The sequence below is a fragment of the Leptothoe sp. EHU-05/26/07-4 genome (genome assembly GCF_043421015.1).
Classification (GTDB): Bacteria; Cyanobacteriota; Cyanobacteriia; order Phormidesmidales; family Phormidesmidaceae; genus Leptothoe; species Leptothoe turfae.
Genome location: NZ_JAXSQV010000001.1, coordinates 327,715 through 352,089, shown reverse-complemented (window position 1 = coordinate 352,089; position 24,375 = coordinate 327,715). Strand labels below are relative to the sequence as shown.

The following is a 24,375-nucleotide window of genomic DNA, read 5'->3' as shown; positions in this document are numbered from 1 at the left end:
TAGGGTAGCAACTTATCGCTCCTCTATTGTTCCTTCACTCTGGGAGCAATTACCCTATGCTATGAATGAGAAACCGGTGTTAAAGTCATTAACCACTTGCTGATCTAGAACAGCAATTAACTCATCTTGGGCTGTCGCCGTTTGATACCATAGCTCAGTAGAGAAGCCATCAGACGAAACTCCTAGCTGATAATTTAAGGCATTACCAACCAACTGAATTTGATCATTCTGTGACAAGTTAAAGTCTGTAATCAACGCATAGTCAGACACACCATCCAGCAGCAGCTCACCATCATCATAAAAGACCTGACCCGCTTCACCCAGGACAAAGAGATCTGCACCACTACCACCAGTGAGGATGTCAATTTCTCCTAGACCTGCATTTACTATATCGGTGCCTGTGAGCCTATCATCGCCGCTACCGCCCAAAAGCGTATTATCTCCATAACCACCTTGCAAGACGTCATTACCGGCTTCACCAGCAATGTGACCCAAGGCCTTTGAGAGAGTGTCATTCTTAGACCCGCCATGAAGAGTTCCTTCTTTATCCTGATAAACGCGAATGTAGTCAATCTCAAAGGCGCTGGTTTCAGGAGTGGTCTCATCGGGACTGCCAGGCCAGTAACCACCTACAGCCATATTGGCTAATAGATACATGGAGACATCAGGAATGTCATGGTCAACGCTGTACAAAGCTTGATCATCTACGAACCAGGTCAGTTCAGTGTCTGACCATTCCACACCAAATGTATGGAAGCCAGCAGAGAAGTCCATACCGCTAAAGGTTTGTTCTCCTTTCTCAGAGGCAATACTTCCATTATCGTCCGTGTAATGGAGACTGTTGAACACAGTGTCAGTACGGTGTCCCAGAGTTTCCATAATGTCGATCTCAGGGGGCCAACCGCCATGGGTAGGTAGCATCCAAAAAGCAGGCCATAAACCTTGCCCCGCAACAACTTGCGCCCGCATCTCCATATAGCCATAGGTAAAGGCATAGTTGTCGTCACTGTTTAGGATGCCGGAAGTATAGTCAAAGGTTTTAACTGGATCAAAGCCAGCAGCCGTGTCTTCAACATCAAGGGTCAGGGACTGATCAACCTTTTGACTAACGATACTCAAGACACCGTTGTTAAAATCAAAGGCATCATACTCTACGCCGTTAATAACCTCATTGTCTCCTACATAAGCCTGATGTTCACCGTTCCAGGGATTAGTGCGACCACCATAGACATTGTGACTATATTTGGTGCTCCACTTACTACTATCTAGGGTAGATAAATCAAATTCATCACTAAACACGAGTTCCCAATCACTATTGTTAGCAGGATGCCAGGGGGATTGATTAGGCTCATCGGTGTACTGGAAATAGGCAGCATCTAACACCAAGCTTTCAGGAGACAGATGCTCTACAACTGCAATTAGTTCATCTGTGTCATCCCAAGTTCCATTGCCGTCAGTATCTTGATAAATACCGGCTACATTCATACCAGAAAAGGCAGCTTCCAGACCAGATGGTAAATCTGCCATCACATAGTCACTGTCCGTGCCATTTAGCTGAATCGTATCTTCGAAGCGGTTAAAGTCTTTAATTAGGGCATAGTCACTGGCACCATCGGTGGTTGAGTCGCCGTCATCGTAGAACACACCGTTTGCGTCACCCAGAACAAACACATCATTACCGGCTCCTCCCACATAGGTATCGATGCTGTTAGCGCCCATGGCACTTGTTGCATCGGTCTCAACACCTACTAAAGTATCATCACCATCTTCGCCGTATAGAATATCATTTCCTAGTCCACCGACAAGACTGTCATTTCCATTACCACCATCAAGGGTATCGTTCTCGCCACTTCCCCGTAGATTGTCATCACCATCGTATCCATAGATATAGTCATTACCGGTATCACCATTAATGGTGTCGTTGCCGGTACCACCATTTAGATAATCATCTCCCTCATTACCGGAAATGGTGTCGTTACCAGCTTCACCAAAGACAGTGTCGTCACCGCTATTGCCTTCTAAGGTATCATCACCATCCCCCCCAAAGATAGCGTCATTATGTTCATCTCCCTGGATAAAATCGTCACCACCATTGCCGTAGAGGGTGTCTTCATCTTCACCACCGGAGATTTCATCATTGTCGTTACCACCAAAGATGCGATCGCGACCACGACCACCCCTTAACTTATTGCGACCGCCTTCACCAAAGATTTCGTCATCACCATCATCGCCATCGATCTCATCGTCGCCATTACCACCAAAGAGTTTATCGTTACCCTTGCCACCCCGGATTCGATCACGACCATTGCCACCAAAGATTTCATCATCGCCATTATCACCGTCTATTTCATCATCACCCTCGCCCCCAAAGAGTTTATCTTTGCCACGACCACCAAACAGCCTATCGTTGCCTAAACCACCATAAATCTCATCATCACCATCGTCCCCAAACAATGTGTCATTGCCGTTATAACCATAAAGTCTGTCATTTCCACCTTTACCGCGGACTTCATAGTCAACATTATCTTCCCATCCGCCCCAAACATCATCATTATCAGTAAGATAAGAGATTATTTTTTTAATTCTGGCAGATATAGACATAGTAAGTCTTCTTTACTAATGAACATTTTAGGAACAAGTATTATTCACATACTAATAATGTAAAAAATTATACTTTCCTCTACAACACTCATTAAAAAAGGTCCTGAGCCAAATGTCGTGAGAGAGATCTTCTATATAGGAGGTTATCGATTGTTTTAAGAGTATAAACCTGCAAGTTTATACTAAACTATCTGCAAGAGATTCTAGGTGGTATTGTCTATTCGCTTGTAATTTTTCAGTTCATTCATGCCTTGCTTTCTTAAAATAATGCAGCGGCTAACTACACAGTATTCTAGACGTGATTTTCAGCGTTTCAGGCAAAATACATCAGCCTGAAGATGGTGAAAGTGAAATATAAGACCTAAAATAGATTCCTATGGGTTGGGGCTAGGATTCAACGATTTAGGGCTAATTTCATCGATTAGTCGAGGATCACTCCCTTGCTTTGAATACTTCTAGAAAGGAATTTTAAGGCTAGGACGATCAGGGAAAATACTCTATTTTTAGATTTTTTTGACATGGGATAAGCTTTTAAGCTTTCTCTAAGCAATTTAGCCAAATTATTCCATCAGGTTGAACTAATATCAAAAATTGGGCACGCTAGAAGTGCTAACAAAAGTTGAATCATTTTGAAAAATGGGAATCATCTTAATATAGAATAAAGACTCTTATTTTTGAACTTGTCGCGAGGCTATTTTTAGATTTTAATTACTGTGAGTGTTAGATTTAGGCTGTCGTCTGAGAATCAGTGATTTAAAACTCACCTATTTTTGTTTGCAAGATTAAAAAGCAAGTTAATAGATTGTTTTTTCGATTACTTTGTGGATAAATAAGATTTGATGATTCTCACATTTATGTGGAGACATCATTTTATTGTTTTTAGTTCAATTATCGGTTGTCACATAGCTTAAGATGACAGAATCTTTACCACAAAAAATGTCTGGTGTTGAAGTCACTCAACTTAAAGGCATCGTTGATACAGCTAATAGCAGTACGATAAAGAATCAAATTACCGACATTGTTAATACGGGAGTCAGTACAATTTTAATTGATTGTAAAGACATAACCTTCATGAATAGTGCTGGTTTAAGCACGCTCGTAATGCTTTTAAAGTTGTCCAAACAAAAGGGAATACGTCTCTGTCTATGTAGCATTCAAGATCAAGTTGAATTACTTTTTAACTCGACAGGTATGGATCGTGTTTTCGAGATTTTTGAAGATACTCATGCCTTTTTCCAGACTCTCTAGCATCTTAGAGATTTCCCCTTCCGGGTGATAACTTGAGATTTTGAAAAGGTTACCAGTTAGTTTACTGAAGTTTATAACCCAGGTGTAATTAGTTACTACACAGCAGTCAGCATGGCATAGCTTATGCTAATTTACAAGCTATACCATGCTGCTTTTGATATATGACATGGATTTATTTTGAGATTGGTTGAATAACTATGATGTCACCGATAACGAACAAGCTGTTGATATAATCCGCAGAGACGCCTTATGAAAAGTCTAGACATCTAAAAATAAAATTCAACGAAAATCTCTTTCTAAGGAGGAGTAGACTTTTAAAAAGAGATTTTCACTATTGAGCAATCATCGGAAAAGTTATCGATGTGATGATGTTGCTTTAGGTTATCTAATAGTTCAGCAACATTGTAAGCTATCTTTTTATTGTTAGTCAGTAACCAATTTTGAAAGTCTTCTACTTTCCAAATACTTCTATCATCTAACTGTAGCTCATAAGCGCCATCACTGAATAGATATAATTCACTCATAGGCTCAATCAACTCTTTCTCACTATAATACGAGGCATCATCTATTATTCCTACTGGAAAGGTGCCCTTTTGACCGATAAGTTCTGCACTAGCACTTTCTTTACCATTGTGAGCAATTAAAATGGGAGATGGGTGTCCGGCATTAGCGTAAGTCAAGATTGAGGTTTTAGAATTATAAACGCCATACCACATAGTGAAAAAACGTGGATTGTCCAATTCCATCTGGAAAAGCTGATTTAAGGCCGTTAATACACTCTCAGGTTGGTAGAAATCTGCATTTGGTAACGCTTTAGATCTCAAAACATTATGGATTGAAACAGAGGGTAAAGCGGCACCAATACCATGGCCAGATACATCTAACAGATAGAACATAAAGTTCTCATTATCCAGCCAATAATAGTCATAAAAATCTCCACCCAAACGGCTGCAAGGCAATAAGCATGAATCAATTTCAAGCTTTCCTATACATTTTTTAGGCAATAAAGATTGTACATACGAAGCAGCCTGTGCTAATTCTTGATCAATAAAATCCTGTTGCTTCCTTAGTTTTTCAGAGTGCGCCTTTAGATCTTGTTTAGCCTGATAAAATCGTAATCCTGTTTTCATCTTTGCCTGAAGCTCAGTGGGTTCAAGAGGCTTAATCAAAACATCGTCAGCTCCGGCTTCCAGAGCTTTTATACGTTCTTCTATTCGAGCACGGACAAGCATAATAAAATGAGCATCTGAGAGTTTTTTATGCGCCTTAATATATCGACAAATTTCTGTTCCTGCTTGGTCTAGACCTGTTGATTCACAGATAATAAGCTCGGGATAATGCTCTTCTGCTAATGTGAGTGCTTCCTGGCTGCTAGAGGCAATAAATGTTTCATACCCCTGTTTCTCTAAGATAGCTCTCAGGATACATTGATTAATATGACTTTTTTCAATTAATAAAATTTTGTACGTCATGATGCCCTGATTTGCTTATGTAAAGAAGTCAAAAACCTTACTATCAAACAAGGGCTCCCATAAAATGACGGCCTAGGTTTTTAAGCATTCTTGATAGAGACACCCACACAGTGCGTTACCCCCTCTACCCCTAAGTCTACAGAGTTTTCCTGTTGGAGATACTCATATATTAAGAATGCCCGTGTATTAGTCTAAGCAACTAACTGATGGTTCATACGACTGAAATTAGAAGTTGAGCGTTGAAAATTTCGCATTTCCATAAGAACATCAAGCTCAACTGACGAAATTTTGACAAATTCTAGACCCATTTCATAAACTGCATAGGAATGGTTTTCTGCATCGCTTACCCATACAACTTTTACAACAGGAGTAAATGTAATACAGTCAGAGACAAAAAACTGCAAATGAAAACAACTATCAATAGGTAATTTTTTATCCGCATATATCCTGACACCACCTTGACTAATATCAATCGTAGGCATCAGTCTGCTACTATAGCCTGGAAGTTGACAAAACATGGCTAACGGCTGCCGCGCAAATTGTCGACGGTTTGTGTTAGTTGTTGTTTCCAACATAATTTTAAAAGGTATGAGTGCTTGCTTATATTCCCTAAAAAGCTTCTGGGCGTTCGCCTTGAATGGCTGTTAGCCTAGATTAACTGATTAGAAAGGAGAACGATTCTAGTGAACTGGTTACGATTATCTCTCAAACTATTGAGAGATAATCGCATATTCAAATCTAACGACAGAAAATAATGTATCAACCTGGCATCATGCATTGTAGAAACTCAGCTAGTTTATCAAGCTCTACATGACAACTGTTTGCTGAATGATGAAGTCGAACAAGCATAATAGAGAAATAATTTAGGCTACGGCTAACAGTAGAAGATTGCTACCAACGTTTTGGCTAACCAAAACTCTCAGCCTAAGCGATGATCTTTCTCTTAAATAAAATTATGAGAAAGATTCCTTTTCAGGAATCTTTCTCATAACGTATATAGTTGATGCTGTTGCAACATGCTTCTTTCTCAAGAACTCTCTTATAATTTTGGTTTTGGAATTCTTAGATGGCTTGATCCAGGCACCCTTAAAAATGAGACTCTTTGGGGACTCGCAATCGATATTAAGAGCTTTAGTGACATTGATCAAAAAGACTTAATCTTTCTCATATTTTCTGAAAGTTAGAGATTGGATAATGTTGGTAAATTCTCTAGCTATCCACATGACATCATAAAGAGCCAGTCTGGTTTTATTCTGCCTGTGAATATAATGCACCCATGTAAACCGATGAGCTCGGTCAGGCTATTGTATGTAGTGAGATGACTATAGTAACACCTTAGTTACTGCTAAACCCTGATAATAAATTGTCTAGCTACCGCTATCACAAGTAGCGTAGATGCTAGGCAATTTGTAGCAATTGTCGTCATTCTAATGTATTAGTCAGAAGACTTGAATCCGAAAATTCACAGATTTTTCAAGTACTTATTTATTTTCTCAACACAGAATTAGTTCTTTTCTACAGTGATTTCTTTTGTAAATGTTTTTGGCTTTGTCTTTCAAAGATCTTTTCTTTAGGGGTTACTACGAATCTTTTAAGCTTTCTACTATTCCAATTCTATGCTTAAGCTTAGCTTGGCTTTTGGGGAAAGTTAATTACAGCAAAGATCTAAGCGTTTCCAACTCTTGTTCTAAGCTAGAAAAATCTAATAATATTGTTTAAATTTCATTTAATGCTTCATTCCCTTAAACTCTTAGATTAACTTATATTATTTAGGTGCAACTAAAAGTATTTAGGATGTTATTTAGCCGTTCTTCCCTCAAAGTATTGAGATTTTATAGCTTTGCTTGGGGACGGTATTTCATGCTCTGTATGCTTTGTGTTGGTGGGATATTACCTAAATCTGTGTGGGCTAATACCTCTCATCACTCTGATATAGATCTCCGTAGCCTACAAACTCGTACGGTTTTTTTTTCTAATTCTGCGAAATCCTCGTTTTTAGAGCTAGAACCAACTCTTGAAGTTACAAGTTCCTCTGTAAATACCTTATCTATTTTAGAAATTTCAGAACATTTTCAAAGTAACTTTCTAGATACGAGTTTCGAAAATGTTCACCCTAATGTTCTATATCTGGCTGCTCCAGAAAATTTAAATCCTGGGCTGTATGTCCCATTGCCAGTTGAATCATCACCAACCCCACTGACTCCAGACTCGATTGACTCTGAACCGGTTACTCCAAGCACTGAAACAACTGAAGGTGACTCTGAACCGGTTACTCCAACCGCTGAAACAGCTACCACTGACACGACTCCCTTTGTCCCGTTTTGGGAGGTTGAGGGTTTGACAATTAATCTATCGGATGCTTTTAGTAATTTTGATCAGGGTAACCGAATTATCGAACCAACTGTGACAGGTACTTTGCCCAATGGCGATCCTCTTTCGATTACAACGGGTTTTAATAGATATGCCCAACCAGATGTCAATACCGTTTTCAATATTCCTCTCAAAGCAGCATGGACACGGGAAGTAGGTGATTTTACAACGACGACCGGAGGAGGTATTGACCTTTTTAACCGTCTGCCTGTTGCTATTAATCTGAATGCAAGTACGTCGGTCCCCATCGGTAAGAAAGCTACACTTTCGTTTTTTGCAGACTATGGGCCGTACAAGTTTAATGCCACTACCCTAAATAATCAGATCAAGGCCCTGCGATATGGCCCAAATTTATACTGGCAGATTACTCCTGATATGTACCTTTTCTCCCTAGTGCGGTGGGGTCGTTATAACGATGGTAATCATGAGCAGCAATCGTTTAGCCGACTAGAAAAGAAGTTTGGAGATTTTCATATAGCAGGTAACCTGTTTACTTGGAGATATCGAGAAGATGCTGAATTGGCTAGTGGCTACTTTTCACCTTCTGACTTTTTGGTTGCGAATGCTGAAATTGGTTGGAAAGGAGAAGTTTTTGAATGGCTAGCCTGTGGAACAGCAGCTTCTTGGGGGCAACAACGATTAGGGGGGAGTTGGTCATCAGCCTATAGCTACAATGCAAAATGCACGTTTGAAATAACAGACCATTTAGAAATGGATCTGGGCTATGCCTTTAGTAATGTAATTGGCCAGACAGGCGGCAGCGCTTTTAATAACCGTGCAGTTACTGGGCAAGTGCGTGCCAAATTTTAATTTGGAGGCTCGCACAGAATTTCATGTTTGTTGATGAGCCGATGTAAAGCTGCAAACTTTGATAGAGGGTATGTTCAGAGTTCGACCTCAGTAGATAGTCCCCTAACTGTCAGATATCGAAGGCCTCCTCCCATCCCCGAATTCTGAGGAAGACTGTACTCAAAGCCCTCAGAATTTGGAGTTTTGGGTGGATTTCAAGAAATCAAACCGTTTGTCCCTATCTTATAAAAGATTGAACTAACCCACTTATATAGCTGGGTGCACATAGTTCAAACTGTGTATGTTCGCTGAAAGCTTTAGGATATAGCGGCTGCACAGCAAACCGCTGAATGTCTTGAGCGGTTTGCCAGCGTCCGTTCGATTACGATGAACGGCTTTGAAATATCAAGTACCAATAACTCACTTTGCGTGTAATCGATGAATATATTTCGGTTGCCAAACGCTTGATTTACAAGGTTTTATGTCAGTTGAAACACCTAACTTTTAGGGTATTCAGTAAAACTCTCATTCTCTCTGAGAATTTACTAAGCCAGTATGGTATTCAAAGACACAGTAATTTGTTTTGTGTTATTTTCTCGCTTCTACTTACTCAAAATAAAACAGCTCCTGCCTTAGGTTGAACTTTTACACAACAAAATTATTGTCATACCAAAATGCTTGCTGTTATTTGTTTTGAATTAACTGTCAGGATGATCTTTAGCTATTTCAAGTTGTTCAAGCCAGTAGTCACTAATTATGAGTTCCAATTCTAATTCTTCTGTTGTCGATAATCTTATTAAAGGAAGCACTCTGGAGGATGTGCTAATAGGTGACATCCTCAATGATGAAATTCATGGGCATGAAGGAAATGACATTTGGCTCAGTGGTAAAGCCGGTCAGGATATCGTTGTTGGTGGTTCTGGAAACGACAACTTATCAGGAGGTGAGGGCAATGATCTCCTCCACGGCGACTTCTCTGAGGGTAGCGGCTGGGAACTAAGTGATGGTGGGAACTACGTATATAATGCCCCTGAGGGAATCACAGAGTCGGTTAGTGGTCAGGGTAACCTATTCCCCCCTGGAGGCGATTCATCCGTCTACAACGATTTTATCCTTGGAGGTGATGGTAATGACATCATGCTCGGCAGCTGGGGGCATGACGCTATCTCTGGCGATGCTGGTAATGACATCATCAATGGTGGTGTAGGGAATGATTATTGGCTTGCCGGTGGAGAGGGCAATGACACCATTAATGGTGATGATGGTGACGATATTTTAGAGGGTGGAGCCGGTAATGACCTTTTAAATGGTGGTAACGATAATGATATTTTGACGGGTGGGGCTGGTCAGGATGCTCTTTATGCAGGCGATGGTGCAGATATTGCTGACGGTGGCGAGGGAGCTGACCTGGTTGACGGTGGGGCCGGACATGACCAGCTCACTGGTGGTCTTGGCGACGACAAAATTTTAGGTGGAGACGGTCATGACACTTTAGATGGTGGGGATGGCGATGACATCCTTATTGGTGGTGCTGGTGATGACTATTCCATGCTTGGCGGTAGTGGGAATGATGCCCTTTACGGTGAGGCTGGTCATGACTTTATGGATGGCGGTGCCGGTAACGATATCATGTATGGTGGCCGTGAAGATGACGTCATGCTGGGTGGTGAGGGTACGGACTATATCTACGGTGGGGAAGGCATTGACCGTATCGATGGGGGTGCCGGGGCTGATGTGATCGAGGGTAACTCTGGGGATGATGACATCCATGGAGGAGATGACGATGATGCGATCACAGGTGGTACCGGTCAAGACATCCTATACGGTGATGCCGGAAATGACCTGATTGATGGCGGCGAGGGCCATGACTATATTGACGGTGGCGAGGGTAATGACACCCTGGATGGTGGCACCGGTATAGATACCATCGAAGGCGGTGCTGGCAACGATGTAATTCGTGGTGGTGGTGGTAACGACGGTTGGTTATCCGGTGGAGTGGGCCAGGATGAGATTTTTGGTGATGCCGGTGACGATGTCCTGTCTGGTGGGGCCGATAATGACCAGCTCCAGGGCGACACCGGTAATGACGTGATCATGGGAGATGCGGGCAATGACGTGATCATGGGTGGCGAAGGTGATGATTACTGGCTTGATGGTGGCGAAGGCAATGACACCGTCGACGCTGGTGCTGGCCACGATGTCGCCACGGGGGGAGTTGGTGACGATGTTGTTATCGGTGGTAGTGGTAATGACACCCTGCTGGGGGATGCCGGTCTCGATCAGCTCTTTGGTGATGCAGGAGATGACATTCTTGATGGCGGTGACGGTGCTGACCTTCTCGAAGGGGGCACTGGCAATGACACCCTTAAAGGGGGCGACGGTGCTGACTTAATGCGAGGCGGTGACGGTGTTGACTACGCTGAGGGTGGCATAGGTGACGATAACATTACCGGTGGTCTCGGTGACGATAGCCTGCTGGGTGATGCTGGGGCCGACACCATTGATGGCGGCGCTGGTCATGACTACCTGGCTGGAGGTGCAGGTGACGATACTCTTATTGGCGGAGCCGACAATGATACCATTCAGGGTGGAGCTGACAACGATATCCTCGACGGTGGTAACGGCTATGACATTCTGGAAGGGGGCGACGGCAGTGACACCCTCAGTGGCGGTAAACAAGAGGATATTCTCAAGGGTGATGCCGGAGACGACAGTCTAGATGGCGGTGATGGTCACGACGTTTTAGAAGGTGGATCGGGTAACGATTTACTCCAGGGCCAAACTGGTAATGACGCCTTATTTGGGGATGCGGGTGATGACACCCTTCAGGGTGGTTTCGGGGATGACTACCTGAGTGGTGGTGCTGATAATGATGTCCTGGAAGGCAGTGACGGCGTTGACGTCCTAGAAGGCGGCGATGGATCTGATGCACTCTATGGTGGGGCTGGTGATGATGGCTGGCTATCTGGTCAAGCGGGTGATGATATCGTTGATGGCGGTGCTGGCCATGATGTATTGAGCGGTGGTGATGGTGCCGATCAACTGCAAGGGGGTGCTGGTAATGACACTGTCTTCTTTGATGCTGCTGACACCGTAGTCAAGGGAGATGCCGGCTACGATGTTGCCATTGTGGAAACCGCTGAGGGGGCAAGCTTAGACCTGGGTGCTAACAGCTTTAACGAAGCCCATGGTAATGCCGGTAATGACGCCTTTACCAATACGAATGGAGCGGGTGCTGCCAGTGGTGAAAGTGTTGCCATGTTTGGTAACGCCGGACATGATTCTCTGACTGGCGGGGCAGCTAATGATTATCTAGATGCTGGTGCAGGGGATGACGTTGCCAGTGGTGGCGCTGGTGATGACTACGCTCTGGGTGGTGATGGCGCTGATGTCCTTAGTGGAGACACTGGTAACGATCTTCTAGAGGGTAATGCTGGCAACGATACCTTGGATGGCGGTGACGGTCATGACACGCTAGATGGCGGTGATGGAGCGGATACGCTGCTTGGTGGAGCAGGTCACGACACCCTGAAGTTTGATGCGGCAGATACGGTAGACGGCGGTGATGGTTACGATGTCGCCAGAGCCCAGGGAGATGTTGGTGTCACTCTGGATTTGGGTGCTAGCCAGATTGAGTTAGCCTACGGTACTGACGCAGCAGATGTCTTTACAAACTCCAGTAATAACAGCGTCGAAATTCATGGAGAAGGTGGCAATGACACCATCATTGGCGGAACTGGTCATGAGATTCTAGATGGTGGCGCTGGGGATGATGCGATCGCAGCCAATACTGGCAATGACGTCATTTTAGGTGGTGCCGGGGACGATGTTCTCCAGGGAGAGGGTGGCAATGACACCATCACAGGTGGAGAAGGCGCTGACACTCTCTCCGGAGGCGAAGGCAATGACACCCTGAATTTTGATGCCGATGACACCCTGGACGGCGGTAGCGGCAGTGATGTTGGGGTTTACCAGGGTGCTACAGGCATTAACCTCAACATTGATGATGTAAGTCTGGAAGAAGTTCACGGTAATGTCGGTGATGACACCTTTACCTCAACCGCTGGTAATCTCGTGAAGATGTTCGGTGGAGCTGGTAGCGACACCCTAGAAACCGGCAACGGCAGCGATCAGCTCTTTGGTGGAGAAGGTGACGACACCATTACATCCACCGGGGGCCACAACTACATTGAGGGTGGTGCAGGTAGCGATACCATCACCACAGGTGGCGGTAACGACACCCTAGTGGCCGATGCCGGAGATGATGTTCTAGACGCTGGCGACGGTCATGACATCTTAAAGGGCGGCGCTGGTGCCGACAGCCTTAGTGGTGGCGCGGGTAATGACACCCTATATTTTGATGCAGCTGATACGTTGGTAGATGCAGGTGCTGGCAATGAAGATACAGCACATTATGAGAGTAGTGATGCACTCACCATCGATTTAGATGCGACAGGTATTGAAACACTCCACAGTAATGTGGGTGACGATACTATTACCGCTAATAGCAGTCAGAACTTCACCGTTTACGGTGAGGGTGGTAATGACACCATTACCACTGGAAGCGGTGACGATACCCTTGAAGGTGGCGGTGGGGATGACATTATCGACGCCGGTAGTGGTAGCAACACGCTGCTCGGTGGAGCTGGTAATGATACCCTCATCAGTGGCAGTGGTAATGACACCCTAGAGGGAGGAACCGGAGATGACACTCTGACTAGCAGTGGTGGCAAAAACACCTTGCTCGGTGGCGACGGTAACGATGTCCTCACGACTGGTACTGGTAGCGACACGTTAGACGGCGGTGCAGGAAATGACAGTCTCATCGCAGGCAGTGGTAACGATAATCTGAAAGGAGGTACAGGAAACGACAGTCTAGATGCGGGTGCTGGTAACGATACTCTGGATGGTGGCAGCGGTGCCGACCAGTTAATCGCTGGAAGCGGTAACGACAATCTCTATTTTGATGCTGACGATACTGTTATTGATGGTGGGGCTGGTACTGATACTGCCTATTTCCAAAGCAATACGGACCTTACCATCAATGTCACTGATGCAGGCCTCGAAAGGCTCTATGCCAACAGTGGTAACGATCAGCTTTCAGCCACCGGTAATAGTCAGGTCAAGCTGTATGGTAAGGATGGAGACGACGTCCTTACATCGGAAGGCGGTAATGACCGACTAGATGGTGGCAATGGTGACGACATTCTTACCACTACTGGTGGTAACAACACCCTGAAAGGTGGTAACAACAATGACCAGCTTACTTCCGGCAGCGGTAATGATGTCCTTGACGGCGGCAGCGGTAACGACACCCTGCTCACCACTGGTGGCAACAACACCCTAAAAGGTGGTAGCGGTAACGATACTCTGACCGCTGGAGACGGTGTAGATACTCTAGATGGCGGTGCTGGCAATGACATTCTCGATGGTGGTTCCGGCGATGATGTGCTGGTAGGGGGGAATGATACCGATATTCTCTATGGTGGTGAGGGTAATGACACCCTTTCTGGTGGGTTGGGGGATGACACCCTTTACGGGGGAGCTGGTAATGACACCCTTAATGCTGAAGTCGGTAATGATCTTCTTGATGGGGGGACTGGCAATGACCAACTTTTTGGAAGTACCGGTAACAACCGCCTTGAGGGAGGTGCTGGTAACGATGAACTCTATGGCGTAGCTGGTGAAAATGAACTCCTTGGCGGTGACGGTAGTGACCAACTCTATGGTGGTGCAGACAGCGATCAACTCCTTGGTGGCACTGGTGATGACCAACTCTATGGAGATGCTGGTAACGACTTACTAGATGGTGGTGACGGTAGCGATAACCTGGTTGGTGGTGACGGTAATGATATCCTGTTAGGCGATGGTGGGGCCGATGTCCTCAGGGGTGCTACAGATGGTTTCGGTGAGGTAGATATTCTCACCGGAGGTGGCGGTAGCGATTACTTTATTCTCGGTGAGTCAGGTCAGGTCTTCTATGATGATGGTGACCTGCTGACAGCTGGCACGTCTGATTATGCCTTAATCACGGATTTCAATGGTTCAGAGGATATTCTCCAGTTGAGTGGTTCAGCCAATGATTATGTGCTGGGTTCCTCAGGGTCAAGTACTAACATCTATCTAGATAGTGATGGTACCGGTAGCTTAAGCAGTTCGGATGAGTTGATTGCCACATTGGAGGGTACTTTAAGTATGGATCTATCCAATACATCAATTCTGTATGTGTAGTGAACAACTTTGATCTATGGAGATCCACTTAAGTTGGGAACGTTCCGTTAGATAGGATTATAGACTCTTGGAGTCAGAATTCATTAAGAACATGGATTCTGGCTCCTGACTTCTAAATGCTCTTTTATGAAACGTCCCACATATAAGTTGTTAACCAGACTACTGACCCTAGTTTGATACACAATATTGCCTTAATGCTCATTTTGAGGAAACCAACATGCTTGAATTTAAGGGCTTTCACCCTAAGGATATCTCCAATGAAATTGCACTAACGCTGACCAATTCAGGAGTGCATTATCACAATTTAAATAATGGCGCTTTTCAGTTTATTCCTTACACAGAGATCGCTGGCTTCTCTGGATGGCGGCCCGGATATGGTTCTCTTCATATCTATAGCAGTAATCCAAATTTGATGATTCACTTAAACTTTGCAGCAGAAGTAGCAGAACAGGCGCTATCGCAAATTCAAAGTTTTCTCCAAGAGAAAATGGTAACTGTCTAGATCAATAATTATTCCATTTTTGAAACAACAAAGACCTCAGTTGCATAAGCAACTGAGGTCTTTGTCATGGTAAGACTATGGAGTTGCTATGTGGCTTTTAGAGAAAATACAGCTTCCTTATTGAAATACATAACTGTCTGTACTCCAGCCTCTTGCAAATAGGTATAGGAGCGATACGTATTAATCCTTGATTACATCTAAGATGGCTTTATTGCCAAGAGCTTTATAGTAGAGAATTTCTAAGATAAGGCCGTTAGTATTACCGGTTAAGATGGTGTTGATTTCGTCACTCTCTTCATAGAGACCAGCGTAGAACCCACCACCATCGGGATCTTGTAGTTCCTTTACAGCTTTAATTAGCTTCAACGTATAGGGTTTCTTGGGAAATAAGTAATACCATCCAAAGGCTGCTTTTGTACTAAGTGTGCGTAGTTCTGGATAGGGCTCATTTTCTTCTGTAATCACAGCCCATGGAGTTCCATTAGCATAAAGGGTGCTATAGAGAAAATAAGGAGCTTGATCGATGTTGTCTTCAGATACTGCGGTTAGGTATCCTGTTTCTTTATATCTATTTTCCTGAGCAGTGAGTATAGTGTCTGCATACTCAGTCAAGGTTTCATCCCAGCCAAACTCAATGGCTTCTAGAATGTAGGACTCACTAACTACGTAGTTATTAGCATTAGTTTCGTCGAAATTACGCTGGTCTACAGGGATTTTTACCCCGCTCACTTCTACCAGCTTCATTGGTTCTGTTTCTAACGCCTTTGGAGCCTCAAATCCCCATAGCTCATAGCCACGGGCAGCATATTCTTCGTAACCGAGGCGACCTTCCTGTACGGGTAAAAGTTTGCCGTTAGATTTAAAGACCGCACCATAGAGTTGCCCATTTTCAATGGAGCGAGGCAGTTGCCAACCTGACATCAAACCGGAGATCCAATTCTCATACTGGGGATGGCATGTGCGAATGATATGTAGGGCTGTGAGAAAACGACCAATGTCTAGAGCCGACCAGCCCAATCCCTTTTTGGTGGGATTGTTTCCATAGTCCACCATTTCTCCAGTGGCACTGTTATATACCTTATTTGGGAGAGCTCCCTCTACCAACGGTAGCTCTCCAAGGGAGGTTAAAAATTGATTGAGTTGTAGATCAAACTCACCTTGGTCAATTAATCTCATCCATCGAACTGCATTCAAGGCCATTAAGTAATTGCCCTGATCCCAAAGGGTACCGGAGGGAAATTGGTTGGCAGAGTTGATAAATCCGGTTTCTGGTTGCCGATTATTGACAAAGTATTGCCAGGCTGTAGCCGCATATTCTTTCTCTTGCTCGGTTAGAGGGGTAGTTAACTGACCACAGAGGTTGTTGAAAGTTGCATCTGTTGTGGCCGCTTGAGAATCAGACTTAGATCCCTCGATTTCAATGGTGCCACTGGTACAAGCAGTCAGACTACCCATTGTTAAAAGACTAGCGAATAGACCCTTTAAAATCCGAGATTGATAGGAATTCATATTTTCTAAAAAGTGTGTGCAAGTGGTTGTCCGGTTTGGGTTTTGTACAACAAACTTTCCAGGATAATGGCGTTCGTGTTGATATTAATTGCCTTGTTAGGCCCCATGTCTGGGGCCTCGTAGCGTCCTGCAAGATATCCCTTCTGCTCATCGGCAAGGTTTTGCACTGCTTGTCTGAGAGTTTGGCAGTAATCATTATCAGGCCAAAGACTACTCCAAGCGAAGGCTGCTTTTGTACTCAGAAAACGTAAGTCAGGGTGAGTTTTTCCTTTTACATCTATTGCTGGCCAGAGTTGACCATCAGCATAAACGCTGTAGTAGAGAAAATAGGGTTTGCGATCCAGTGCATCTTCGTTTACTGCGGTTAGTATGCCCGTGTCAGCATATCGATTTGCTTGAACCTGCAAAAGATTTTCGACTTGGGGTTGCATCGTCTCAGGTAGCCCCATCTCTATCCTCCATAGTAGGTAAGGATCATTAGTGAGATGATTGCTCGCCCCTGAAGAATTGAGATCACGCTGATCTACCATCAGCTCTACGCCATCCACGGTAATTCTCTGTGTGGGCGGATTATATAGTGCGTTCTCAGCTTCAATTCCCCATAGTTTGAAACCATAGGCTGCATATTGTTCATAGCCTAAGCGTCCCTCTTGCCAGTACTGCAGACCATTACGACCGGCTCCACTGCCCCATAGCCAACCGTCTTTTATAGACTTGTTTAAGTCATAGCGGGCTACGATGGTGTTGATGCGATCGCTAAACTCTGGATAATGAGTTTTAAGTGTGTATAGAGCCACCAGATATCGGCCCAAATCTAATGCAGACCAGCCACTTGTCCCGTCTGGATCAGGACGGTTACCCAATGTCCGCATTGCAGCAGTGTCAGTGCTATAGGCTTTGTTAGGTAGCTTTATTGTGGGTAAAGGTAACTGCTCTAGAGTGCTTAAAAGTACCAAAAGTTTCTCATTAAATTCTGTTTCAGAAATTAGCCCCAGTTGTCGAGCAGCATGGCTTCCCAAGAGCGCACTACCCTGGTCCCACCAGGTAGCCCAGGGTAGTCCATCAACAGCATTGACCATACCGGTATCGGGATTCCAATTATTTTCGAAATACGTCCATGCTCGTTGAGCGGCTGCTCGATCTAGGGAATCTGGCATGTGTTCCACGCTGTCCAAAGGAAAAATTGAGCTACCTAACTCAGATGACTCAGAAAGTGAGGGCGCTTTTTTTTTTCCTCAAGCGGCAGAGCAAGAGGAACTTCTCTTGTCAGGTCTCCAGGCAACAGGGCTACATCTACCTCTGTATCTTTAGCAATCCAGTATGCTCCTTGCTCATTAATCACCATTTCAATCGCTGGTCGAGAGCTTTCGGGAAGACCTAACCCCAACTCATCTCCATTACGAATTGCGTCCCACCACGGAGAGTCCATATCGTCATGGGGATAGATGAGAGGTTGTTGTTGAGTATTTTTATGGAGTAATGCTTGGAGGATTAGACTATTAGTAGAGCCGGTAAACCCAATGGCTCTACGACCACCGCTCTCGTAAAAGCCTTCATAGTAGCCTAATTGCTGATTGTATAAGTCTAGCGTTGCTAGCCATAGCTCTCGACCATAGTCACTATTAGGAAAGAGTGTATGATAGGCAAAGGCTACAGCTGTGCTAACCACACGAGAGTGTGGAATGACTTCACCTTGATCATCTACAGCAACCCAATCACGACCATCGGACACAAGCGTACTGTGCACCACATAAGGAGCCTGATTGACTAATGTGGTTCCTGAAGCACTAAAGGTCCTTGTCCGTTTATAGCGGCTAGCTTCAGCCTGATAAATGGCTTCTACTAGAGAACTGATTTGGGGGTCAAACCCAAATTCTAGACCGTATAAGATAAATGGTGTACTGGTGGTATTTAATCGTTCATCTCGGCGACGTTGTTCTGGTTGAGACCGATTGGTGGGAACTGCTTGTTCCTCTAGTTTAGTGGTGACATAATTGCCGCCCACCGCTGAGCGAGAGGCATCAAATCCCCACAATTGAAAAGCACGGGCGGCATATTCTTCATAACCGAGAATTTCAGCTGGTTTAACTCGGATGCGATCGCGTCCTCGATGATCCTGAGCTAAACGGGCATTAGCAATGCGACCATTTCTAACTACCCGCAGATAAGACCAGTCCAGAGCTAACTGATCTACAACATCAGTATATTCAGGATGGCAAGTTTTAAGGGTATGCAGCGAAGCCAACAGTCGGCCAATGTCTAAACCAGACCAACCATTCCCTTGAGGCAGAGAATTACCACCATAGTCAATGGGTTCCAGAGTCAGGGTGCTATAGGAACGATGGGGCAGTTCTCCCGCAAACAGCTCAATTTCTTGCAGAGCTCCTAGCAAATGCCGGACTCGCTCATCAAACTTCTTTGCATTAATCACATCCATAGCTCGAGCCGCATGGAGTGAAGCTAGGTAGTCCCCTACACCCCAAAGCGTTACACCATCCAGGTCACTGCGATCCGGCACTAACCCTGAAGGGGCGTGATTAGCTTCAAAATACTGCCAGGCTGTTTTGGCATAGCGCATATCCGTAATATTTAAAGGAGACACCACGGATGAACACGCTGATGAGCGAGGTTTTTCTACGGGGGCAATAGCCGCAACCGTGATTCCTGCAGGGGAAGTTGGTGGTGGTGGTGCAGCTGACTCAGTCGGTGACGGTGGGGCAGGATTACTGACTACTTCAGTTGGTGCAGCTGGTGCTGATGCAGGAGGAGGTGCGGCTGGTGCTGATTCAGAAGGAGGAGGCTCGGAATTACTGGCTGTTTCAGGTGGTGGTGGTAAATCTCCCGTATTTTCTCCCGCTGGAACGGTTGGCACAGAAACAGGTGCACTGCCGCTCGCCAACATCGGTACATGACCTCGAGCTTTGTAGTAAAGGATCTCCAAAATTAGTCCATTACTATTCCCTGTCAAAATATCGTTAATAGGGGGCTGAGCATCGTATAGTCCCGATTCATAAATACCCGCATAGTAACCCCGACCGGAGTTAGTTGTATCCTTCACATGGTCGAAAATTTTGTGGGCATAGGGGTCATCAGGGTAGACGTAACGCCATCCAAACGCAGACTTGGCACTTAAGGTACGTAGTTCGGGATGTAGTTCGTTATTCTCGGTAATAACGGCCCAGGGCACACCATTGGAGTAAACCGTACTATAGAGAAAGTAGGGTGCCTGATTGATATTGTCTTCAGAAACAGCCGTTAACAGCCCCGTATCTTCAAAGCGACGCTTCTGAGCTTCGAAAACTCTACGGGCATAGTCCGCTTGATCCCCTTCCAGACCAAATTCAATCGCATCCAGGATATAGGATTCACTTACAACATAATTGTTGGCATTCGTTGTTTGGAAATCCCTGGTATCGTGCGGGATTTGTAAACCATAAATATCGACAAAGTCAAACGGGTCATAGGCTATGGCTTGAGGAGCATCAAATCCCCACAGTGCATAACCTCTGGCTGCATACTCCTCATATCCTAAGCGCCCTTCCTGTACAAGCAGTGTGCTGTCGTCCGGAAGGACTGCAGCTCCATAAAGCATGCCATCTCTAACAGAAGCAGCAATATTCCAGCTGGAAAGAATGCCAGCCATCCACTCAGAATATTGGGGATGACACGTACGTAGGATGTGAAATGCTGCTAAGAGGCGGCCAATATCTAAGGCTGACCAACCAATACCTCGTTCTAAAGGATTGTTACCATAATCTACCATCTCTCCTGTAGCACTGTTATAGACCTTGTTTGGTAGCGTATCTTCAAATAGACGCAACTCTCCTAAGCTGGTAAGAAATTTATTTAATCGGCTATCAAACTCTGCTTGTTCAATTAACCCCATCCATCTGGCCGCATTCATGGCCGCCAAATAATTGCCTAAATCCCACAATGTTCCTGATGGATACCCACCAGCAGAATTAGACAGTCCACTAGATTCTTGAACATTGTCCACAAAATAATTCCAAGCCGATTGGGCATAACCCATTTCCTCTGGGGTCAGGGGCTGTGTAATAGCTGCACATTGTTCTGGACCATTTTGAGCCACAACAGGAGAGACGTGGAAAATAGAGATCCACAGAGAAATAAATACTCCTACGAGCCAATAGGCAATAAATCTGATCCAGAATCGATGACGAGATAATAATAGTATTAACACTTCTATGGGAGCAACTTACATGGACGTAGGATACAGATTAAAACTAGCTTAATGTATGAGTTGATTAATGCTCTAACAAAGAGAACAACTATGTTTATGCGAGGTCAGAATAGCGTTATGCACTTCAGGAACAAAAATGTTAGTTTAAAAACTAAAGCCAGAGAGATAGTTAATACAACGTCTATGCACTATAAAATATTAGCTAATTCATTTTGATTCCTAAATAAGAAATCAAGAATGGATAAACTCTCTCCCTAAACATTTTTCTACAGATATGGTCAAAGATGTTTTAGTAATCGAACTAGTTTCGGGAGATAAACGTCTACTGACATACTCCAGAGTAATGATTAACCCTAACGCCGTTGCAATGCCTCCAACCACTGTCACCACAACCCAAATAGTTGGGGGGCCTATAAAATCATCTTTATTAATCATATAAGCTAACTCGTTACAATTCTCGAGCAATAGACTGGCAATAAACTTACACTTGATCACAGCAGACAGAGTGGGGCAGTTTCTAAGTTAGCTTTTGAATTTGCTATATATGATCGGTGATTATAACTATTTCTAAGATAGAATAGCGCGTCTTGTTTTGTTCTTAAATTTCATGGGCATATCTAAAGTAGCGTCTACAAAACCTGCAAATAAGAGTATTCCAAGCTTTGTGTGAGGCCAGCAAATATAGATGGAAAATAGTGCTTCTACAATTCTATTAATAGATGACGATTTATTTTCGCGTAAATTACTACAGGCAATGTTGCAAAAGGTAGGTTGCCAAGTTATAGAGGCTGATAGTGGTGAGAAGGGCCTGGAACTCTATCAGAAAATTTCTCCTGCATTAATCCTCTTAGATGCCAAGATGCCTGGCATGGACGGATTTGATTGTTGTCGAAAAATCCGTCAACTCCCTGAGGGAGAATATATTCCAATTCTGATGGTGACTGGGCTAGAGGACCAAAAATCAGTGGAGGAGGCATTTGCAGCTGGTGCCACTGACTATGTGACTAAACCTGTTCAAATGCCTATTTTATCAGGACGGGTGCGTTATTTACTTAAGGCCTGGCAGGCTGAGAAAGAAGTTCGGGAAAGCAATGAACGATTTCGACTCGAGTTGAGTCGAGCAGCTGAATATGTAGAAGCCTTGCTCCCTAAGACCGACGATTCACAAAAAATAAGGGAGAATATTCAGGCCAATATTCAGGTCAATGTTCAGTATAAACCGTCGAATACTCTGGGGGGTGATGCGTTTGACTATACCTGGTTAGATGATGAACATCTAATGTTCCATCTATTAGATGTGGCGGGGCATGGAGTAAAATCTGCACTATTATCAGTCTCTATTCTGAATATTTTACGAAAACAAACATTACAAGGCGCTGATTTTTTCAAGCCTGAAACGGTTTTGTTCGCTTTGAATGATGTTTTTCAAGTTAGTGACAATGGTGAAGATTATTTCACCTTTTGGTATGGGGTTTATAACGTTTCCACGCGGGAATTATCATTTGCTTCTGCTGGCCATCCTCCTGCTGTATTGGCTATGCCTGAGAGTGGTGATTATAAGACCTGTTATTTAGATAGTGATGGCATTGCTATTGGATTATTACCTGACTTTCCTTTTGATGTAAGGAAATTTGAAATCCCTGTTGGCAGTAGCCTTTATCTTTTTAGTGACGGAGTCTATGAGATTCCTGTGGGAGACAACCATGAAATTTGGGGGTTAGATGCTTGGGCAGATGTGCTAAGAGAGTATAAGGGAACTAACTCTTCTAACCTTCAACCTTTGCTAGATAAAGTTTGTTATGTCAATGGTGGAGCCAATCTAGAAGATGATTTTTCAGTCCTAGAAGTATGCTTTCCATGAAAATTCGGTAGATAATGTACATTCAATTATTTTCATAACTGAAGTGAATCCGCATATTCAAAGAGCATACTTGCCTTTTTAATGATCGACTTACTTTCCAAGGAATTATGTATGCAGTATGATGCTCTTCGCTCAGGAGAGGTTTTTAATGAGGTTGCGATCGCTAAGTGCAGCGGTTTTCAAATAGCCATTCCTTCAAAGACTCAGATAGTTCCTCGAAAAATCTTCTCCACTTGGGTCCCTCTACCCAAACGGGTTTACCATTCTAAGGGAGGGATAATTTGGGGTGGACAGCTAAGCTTTTCCCTGTCAGATCTTAGAATTCAAAGTCTTTTCGAAAAGTCTTCTGTTTTCCCAAAATTGAATCGTTTAGCAATAGGCATCCCCATTTCTTTTGAAATTCGAAGCGTAAAACCTTTGCCCAAAGCTATCTGTAGGCAGGCGACGTTAAATTGTCGAATACCTGGAAAAGAAAATATTTACTACAGTGTATTCCGAGAAGTTACTCCTAAATTTGTTACAATCTTTCCCTGTCATAAGATCATGCATTTAACTGATCAAATAGGCTTTACTTCAATGTTAGGAGAGGGGGAATAAAGTCATAAATCCCTTGCTACTTCAATACTCAGGAAGTAATGGTGCAAAAATCACATGTAAGTAATCAAAGATAGCAAATAATTTATTGACTTTTCATGAAAATAAGACTAACTATTCATGAGTTATTGGAGGGTTATAGGGTAGGGAAAAGAGACTTTCAATACGTTGACCTGAGCGATGTGATTCTCAGCTGGTCTGATTTGAGTAATATAGATTTAAGCGGCGCTAACCTATCTATTTCTATTATTGAAGGGATTTGTTTAGAGAATGCTAGATTGCATCAAGCCAATTTGAGTCGCTCAGATATTACAGCTGCCACTCTTTGCGGTGCTGATCTCAGTCAAGCAAATCTCTATAAAGCAGATCTACGGGGTGCAGATTTAACGGGGGCGAACTTGAGTCATGCAGATTTACGCAGTGCAGATTTAACAGGAGCCAACCTTAAAAACGCCAATTTTTTGAAGAGCAATCTTACCCATGCTCGATTCCGAAAATCAGAGTTGAATGAAGCATTTTTGTAACGATAATTTTATTTAATGCACTCTCGACCCAAAAATACAGCAAAGTCAAAACACCGTCAACATAAGGAAAATGACAATGACTACCGTCGTTAGACCCCATACTATTGAAGAACTTAAAGCAATTAATGAAGTACCGATTGTAATTGCCAATAGTCAAGGTTTAATCACTTATATTAATGACTGTTTTGAAAGGGTTTTAGAATGGTCCCAGGATGATGTCATAGGAGAACTGATTACTATGATTCTTCCTAGTAGCTTTAGAGACTCTCATAACCTGGCCTTTTCACGATTTCAAGCATCTGAAAAGGCTAATGTTTTGAATCATCCCCTGGAGTTAATGACTATTACCAAAAGTCAACAGGAAATTATGACTGAGCACTACATCATTGCAGAGAAAATCGAGGATGATTGGTTGTTTGGAGCCATGCTGACTCCCCTCAATTAGTAAGGATAGAGAGAGTTTCCCCACTTTA

Annotated in this window: 14 protein-coding genes; 8 read left to right on the top strand and 6 right to left on the bottom strand. The window is 43.8% G+C overall.

Annotation, left to right across the window (positions count from 1 at the left end; genetic code table 11):
• Positions 1-54: 54 nt before the first annotated feature.
• Complete coding sequence (locus U2F10_RS01530; protein ID WP_499870302.1) at positions 55-2,601, bottom strand: family 16 glycosylhydrolase; 2,547 nt, start codon at positions 2,599-2,601, stop codon at positions 55-57.
• 912 nt (positions 2,602-3,513) lie between these two features.
• On the opposite strand from U2F10_RS01530, the gene U2F10_RS01525 reads away from it, so the two are divergent.
• Complete coding sequence (locus tag U2F10_RS01525) at positions 3,514-3,849, top strand: STAS domain-containing protein (RefSeq protein ID WP_499060944.1); 336 nt, start codon at positions 3,514-3,516, stop codon at positions 3,847-3,849.
• A gap of 314 nt (positions 3,850-4,163) precedes the next feature.
• Here U2F10_RS01525 and U2F10_RS01520 read toward each other — a convergent pair whose 3' ends face one another.
• Both U2F10_RS01520 and U2F10_RS01515 read right to left on the bottom strand, forming a co-directional pair.
• On the bottom strand, positions 4,164-5,321 hold the full coding sequence (locus tag U2F10_RS01520; protein WP_163665166.1) for a SpoIIE family protein phosphatase: 1,158 nt from the start codon (positions 5,319-5,321) through the stop codon (positions 4,164-4,166).
• A gap of 191 nt (positions 5,322-5,512) precedes the next feature.
• On the bottom strand, positions 5,513-5,896 hold the full coding sequence (locus U2F10_RS01515) for a PilZ domain-containing protein (protein WP_163665168.1): 384 nt from the start codon (positions 5,894-5,896) through the stop codon (positions 5,513-5,515).
• Between the two features lie 1,327 nt (positions 5,897-7,223).
• On the opposite strand from U2F10_RS01515, the gene U2F10_RS01510 reads away from it, so the two are divergent.
• The 3 genes from U2F10_RS01510 to U2F10_RS01500 all read left to right on the top strand — a co-directional run bounded on the left by U2F10_RS01510 (position 7,224) and on the right by U2F10_RS01500 (position 15,213).
• A complete protein-coding gene (locus U2F10_RS01510; protein ID WP_499870301.1) occupies positions 7,224-8,501 on the top strand; it encodes a hypothetical protein in 1,278 nt (425 codons plus the stop codon).
• Between the two features lie 735 nt (positions 8,502-9,236).
• On the top strand, positions 9,237-14,711 hold the full coding sequence (locus U2F10_RS01505; RefSeq protein WP_499870300.1) for a beta strand repeat-containing protein: 5,475 nt from the start codon (positions 9,237-9,239) through the stop codon (positions 14,709-14,711).
• Between the two features lie 217 nt (positions 14,712-14,928).
• A complete protein-coding gene (locus U2F10_RS01500) occupies positions 14,929-15,213 on the top strand; it encodes a hypothetical protein (RefSeq protein WP_163665178.1) in 285 nt (94 codons plus the stop codon).
• Between the two features lie 180 nt (positions 15,214-15,393).
• Here the strand turns inward: U2F10_RS01500 and U2F10_RS01495 are convergent, their stop codons facing one another.
• Genes U2F10_RS01495 through U2F10_RS01485 form a run of 3 tightly spaced genes read right to left on the bottom strand, consistent with a single transcriptional unit; the run spans position 15,394 to position 20,923 of the window.
• Entirely contained in the window at positions 15,394-16,668 is a 1,275-nt protein-coding gene (locus U2F10_RS01495) for a DUF3131 domain-containing protein (RefSeq protein ID WP_163702024.1), read from the bottom strand.
• A 59-nt stretch (positions 16,669-16,727) separates the two neighbouring features.
• On the bottom strand, positions 16,728-17,879 hold the full coding sequence (locus U2F10_RS01490; RefSeq protein WP_499870298.1) for a DUF3131 domain-containing protein: 1,152 nt from the start codon (positions 17,877-17,879) through the stop codon (positions 16,728-16,730).
• 35 nt (positions 17,880-17,914) lie between these two features.
• Complete coding sequence (locus U2F10_RS01485) at positions 17,915-20,923, bottom strand: DUF3131 domain-containing protein (protein ID WP_499870297.1); 3,009 nt, start codon at positions 20,921-20,923, stop codon at positions 17,915-17,917.
• 685 nt (positions 20,924-21,608) lie between these two features.
• Here U2F10_RS01485 and U2F10_RS01480 point away from each other — a divergent pair.
• The 4 genes from U2F10_RS01480 to U2F10_RS01465 all read left to right on the top strand — a co-directional run bounded on the left by U2F10_RS01480 (position 21,609) and on the right by U2F10_RS01465 (position 24,347).
• Complete coding sequence (locus U2F10_RS01480; RefSeq protein WP_163665187.1) at positions 21,609-22,784, top strand: PP2C family protein-serine/threonine phosphatase; 1,176 nt, start codon at positions 21,609-21,611, stop codon at positions 22,782-22,784.
• A gap of 81 nt (positions 22,785-22,865) precedes the next feature.
• Positions 22,866-23,381: a hypothetical protein gene (locus U2F10_RS01475; protein WP_250564973.1), complete on the top strand. Its 516-nt coding sequence runs from the start codon at positions 22,866-22,868 to the stop codon at positions 23,379-23,381.
• Positions 23,382-23,476: 95 nt separating this feature from the next.
• Positions 23,477-23,902: a pentapeptide repeat-containing protein gene (locus tag U2F10_RS01470; RefSeq protein ID WP_163665191.1), complete on the top strand. Its 426-nt coding sequence runs from the start codon at positions 23,477-23,479 to the stop codon at positions 23,900-23,902.
• A gap of 76 nt (positions 23,903-23,978) precedes the next feature.
• The gene (locus tag U2F10_RS01465) at positions 23,979-24,347 is read left to right on the top strand and encodes a PAS domain-containing protein (RefSeq protein WP_163665193.1); all 369 of its coding nucleotides are present in this window, start codon (positions 23,979-23,981) and stop codon (positions 24,345-24,347) included.
• The last annotated feature ends 28 nt before the right edge of the window (positions 24,348-24,375 follow it).

What these genes read in the sequence shown, in the direction of transcription:
- U2F10_RS01465 (WP_163665193.1), top strand. Translation starts at nt 23,979, where the DNA reads ATGACTACCGTCGTTAGACCCCATACTATTGAAGAACTTAAAGCAATT.
- U2F10_RS01520 (WP_163665166.1), bottom strand. Translation starts at nt 5,321, where the DNA reads ATGACGTACAAAATTTTATTAATTGAAAAAAGTCATATTAATCAATGT.
- U2F10_RS01525 (WP_499060944.1), top strand. Translation starts at nt 3,514, where the DNA reads ATGACAGAATCTTTACCACAAAAAATGTCTGGTGTTGAAGTCACTCAA.
- U2F10_RS01475 (WP_250564973.1), top strand. Translation starts at nt 22,866, where the DNA reads ATGATCGACTTACTTTCCAAGGAATTATGTATGCAGTATGATGCTCTT.
- U2F10_RS01495 (WP_163702024.1), bottom strand. Translation starts at nt 16,668, where the DNA reads ATGGGTAGTCTGACTGCTTGTACCAGTGGCACCATTGAAATCGAGGGA.
- U2F10_RS01515 (WP_163665168.1), bottom strand. Translation starts at nt 5,896, where the DNA reads ATGTTGGAAACAACAACTAACACAAACCGTCGACAATTTGCGCGGCAG.
- U2F10_RS01505 (WP_499870300.1), top strand. Translation starts at nt 9,237, where the DNA reads ATGAGTTCCAATTCTAATTCTTCTGTTGTCGATAATCTTATTAAAGGA.
- U2F10_RS01500 (WP_163665178.1), top strand. Translation starts at nt 14,929, where the DNA reads ATGCTTGAATTTAAGGGCTTTCACCCTAAGGATATCTCCAATGAAATT.
- U2F10_RS01490 (WP_499870298.1), bottom strand. Translation starts at nt 17,879, where the DNA reads ATGCCAGATTCCCTAGATCGAGCAGCCGCTCAACGAGCATGGACGTAT.
- U2F10_RS01530 (WP_499870302.1), bottom strand. Translation starts at nt 2,601, where the DNA reads ATGTCTATATCTGCCAGAATTAAAAAAATAATCTCTTATCTTACTGAT.
- U2F10_RS01480 (WP_163665187.1), top strand. Translation starts at nt 21,609, where the DNA reads ATGGAAAATAGTGCTTCTACAATTCTATTAATAGATGACGATTTATTT.
- U2F10_RS01470 (WP_163665191.1), top strand. Translation starts at nt 23,477, where the DNA reads ATGAAAATAAGACTAACTATTCATGAGTTATTGGAGGGTTATAGGGTA.